We start from the raw sequence: 3,106 nt of genomic DNA on the forward strand, positions 1-3,106 counted from the left end.
CCGGTTGATCCGCCGCACCAGACCCGGACCCTCGTAGATGAACCCGGTGTACACCTGGAGCAGGCTCGCGCCCGCGTCCAGCATCCGCTTCGCGTCGTCCGCCGACGCGATGCCGCCCACCCCGACGATCGGCAGCTTCCCGCCGGTCTCCCGGCTGACGAACCGCACCACCTCGCGCGCCCGCGCCGCCAGCGGCCTGCCGCTGAGCCCACCGGCCTGCTCCGCGAGGTGCGCGTCCCGCGCCACCACGCCGTCACGCGACAGCGTGGTGTTCGTGGCGATCAGCCCGTCCACGCCGTGCGCCTCGCACACCTCCAGCAGCTCGCCGATCGCCGCCTCGGTCAGGTCCGGCGCGATCTTGACCAGCAGCGGCTTGCGCGCGCCCAGCTCGGCCATCTCCGCGTTCAGCGCCGACAGCAGCCGGTCCAGCGCGTCCCGGTCCTGCAGCGCGCGCAGGCCCGGCGTGTTCGGCGAGCTGATGTTGACCGCGAAGTAGTCGCCGTGCCGGTGCAGCGCCCGCAGCGAGAGCCGGTAGTCCTCCTCGGCCTCCTCGACGGGCGTCACCTTCGACTTGCCCAGGCTGATCCCCAGCGGCACCGGCAGCGGCCCCAGCGCCTCCAACCGGTCGGCCAGCGCCTGCGCGCCCTCGTTGTTGAAGCCCATCCGGTTGATGATCGCCTCGCTGCCGCGCAGCCGGAACAGCCTCGGCAGCGGGTTGCCCGGCTGGGCCTTCGCGGTGACCGTGCCGACCTCGACGAACCCGAACCCCAGCGCGGCCCACGCGGGCAGCGCCCGGCCGTTCTTGTCCAGCCCCGCCGCCAGCCCCACCGGGTTCGGGAAGCGCACCCCGAACACCGTGCGCGCCAGGCCCGGCCCGCGCACGCCCAGGTTCACCCTGGCGGCCAGCGGGGAGACCCTCGACGCCAGGTCGAGCGTGGTCTCGTGGACCCGCTCCGCGTCCCCGTCGTGCAGGGAGAACAACGCCTTGCGCACCACGTTCCGGTAGATCACGGCCGCAACCCTATGCGATCGGACCCGGTTGGCAGCGCGGGCACCAGTACGCCACCCGCTCCAGCACCCCGGCGCCCTGGCCGCCGACCCGCACCCGCGTCCCGCAGCGCGCGCACGGCCGCCCGGTCCGCTCGAACACCCAGTGCTGCTGCCCGCGCCGCAGCGACCCGGTCGTGGACTGCTCCGGCCGCCACGCGTTGGCCAGCAGCAGCCTCCGGCACAGCCGCACGGCCTCCACCGGGTCCACCGCCGACACCGGCGACCACGGGGACACGCCCAGCAGGAAGCACACCTCGGCCTTGTACAGGTTCCCGACGCCCGCGAGCACCCGCTGGTCCAGCAGCGCCAGCCCCAGCTCCCGCTCGGGCTCCGCGACCAGCCTGCGCGCCGCCTCGGCCTCGGCCGTCCCGTCCCAGTCCTCGGCCAGCAGGTCCGGGCCCAGGTGGCCGACCAGCCGGTGCTCGTCGGCGGTCGGCAGCAGCTCCAGGTCGTGCAGCGCGAACCCGATAGCCTGCCGGTCCGGCACCTCGAACACCGCCCGCGCCTGGTGGCCGGGACGGCGCCAGCGCTCACCCGGCCGGTACAGGTGCCACGCCCCGTCCATCCGGAAGTGGCTGTGCAGGCTCAGGTCCCCGCTGAACCGGGTGAACAGGTGCTTGCCCACCGACCGCACGCCCAGCACCTCGCGCCCGGCCAGGTCCGCCGTCGCGAACCTCGGGTGGCGCAGCTGACCGCGCAGCAGCACCCGGCCGGTCAGCGCGTCGGCCTACCGGGGGCCCGCGAGGAAGACCGTGTCACCCTCGGGCACGGCGGGCGCCCGCGAGACCGGTCACGCGTCCACCGCCTCGTGCGCCTCCTGGATCTCGTCCTCGTCGAAGTCCCGGTGCGAGGCCTTGCGCCTGCTCCGGCTCACCCGCAGCACCCGCGCCAGCAGCAGGTTGAACGCCAGCGCCACCTCGCGCGCGCCCGGCGTCCCCCACTCGTGGATCGGCATGCAGGCGCCCTGGGCCTGCTGCACCGCGAGCCGGTCCGGCAGCGCCACCGGCATCACCAGCGGGCCGAAGATGTCGCGCAGCTCCTCGATGCGGAACTGGTGCTCGTGCGAGCGCGGGCGCACCCGGTTGACCACCACGCCCAGCGGCTGGAGCTCGTCGTTGTGCTCCCGCTCGGACTGCACCGCCTCGAACGCGCGCTGCACGCCCGCGACGGCGAACATCGTCGGCTCGGTCACCAGCAGCGCCCGGTCCGCGGCCACCAGCGCCGAGCGGGTCAGCTGGCCCAGCGACGGCGGGCAGTCCAGCAGCACCAGCTGGTAGTCGTCCTCGACCACCGCCAGCGCCTCGCGCAGCCGCCCCAACCGCTTTTCACCCGGATCGGGGTGGTTCAGCAGCTCCGCGTCCTCCGAACCGGAGAGCACGTCGACCCCGTCGCCCCACGCCGACGGCGCGATGGCGGCCCGCACGGTCTCCGGGGCCGGTTCCTTGAGCACGTCGTAGACGCTGGCCGAGGACTCCCCCGGTTCCAGCGTGGAGGTGGCGTTGCACTGCGGGTCGAGGTCGATGACCAGCGTCCGCACGCCGCGCCTGAGCGCGGCCGACGCGAGACCCAGCGCGACCGTCGTCTTCCCCACTCCACCTTTGAGGCTGAGCACCGCGACCGTATGCACAAGGTGCAGCCTACGGCCCTTAGGCTTCTGTGCCATGCGACCGGACGCCGTACAGAGGGTGCTCGACACCGAGTTGACCGCCGCGAGGCACCGGCGGGGCGGCGAGCCCCCCAGGGTCCTGGACGTCGGCGGCGGCACCGGCGTGTGGGCCGTCCAGCTGGCCGCCGCGGGCTGCGCGGTCACCGTGGTCGACCCGAGCCCCGACGCGCTGGCCACCCTGACCCGGCGCGCCGCCGAGGCGGGCGTCGCCGATCGGGTGATCGCCGTGCAGGGCGACACCGACGCCCTCGGCGAGCTGGTCAGCGACGGCGCCGCCGACCTGGTGCTCGGCCACGGGCTGCTGGAGGTCGTGGACGACGCGACCACCGCGCTCGCCGCCCTCGCCGCCGCCGCGGCCCCCGGCGGGGCGGTCTCGGTGCTGGTGGCCAA

The 3,106-nt window shown here is 74.8% G+C and carries 4 protein-coding genes; 1 reads left to right on the forward strand and 3 read right to left on the reverse strand.

Features of this window, described 5'->3' with window-relative positions; genetic code table 11:
* From ACTUAL_RS10780 to ACTUAL_RS10790, 3 genes are all read right to left on the reverse strand, one after another.
* On the reverse strand, nt 1-1,011 hold a 1,011-nt coding region (locus ACTUAL_RS10780), incomplete at its 3' end, for a quinone-dependent dihydroorotate dehydrogenase (RefSeq protein ID WP_440900151.1).
* A 10-nt stretch (nt 1,012-1,021) separates the two neighbouring features.
* Nucleotides 1,022-1,768: a DNA-formamidopyrimidine glycosylase family protein gene (locus ACTUAL_RS10785; RefSeq protein WP_440900153.1), complete on the reverse strand. Its 747-nt coding sequence runs from the start codon at nt 1,766-1,768 to the stop codon at nt 1,022-1,024.
* A 72-nt stretch (nt 1,769-1,840) separates the two neighbouring features.
* Nucleotides 1,841-2,713, reverse strand: a complete 873-nt coding sequence (locus ACTUAL_RS10790) for a ParA family protein (RefSeq protein WP_198320565.1) — start codon at nt 2,711-2,713, stop codon at nt 1,841-1,843.
* On the opposite strand from ACTUAL_RS10790, the gene ACTUAL_RS10795 reads away from it, so the two are divergent.
* Nucleotides 2,712-3,106 (forward strand): class I SAM-dependent methyltransferase (locus ACTUAL_RS10795; protein ID WP_440900152.1); only part of this gene is annotated, 395 nt, incomplete at its 3' end. The genes ACTUAL_RS10790 and ACTUAL_RS10795 overlap by 2 nt on opposite strands.

Source organism: Actinosynnema sp., assembly GCF_052038725.1.

Coding starts and splice junctions, on each gene's coding strand:
- ACTUAL_RS10790 (WP_198320565.1), bottom strand. CDS start 2,713: ATGGCACAGAAGCCTAAGGGCCGTAGGCTGCACCTTGTGCATACGGTC.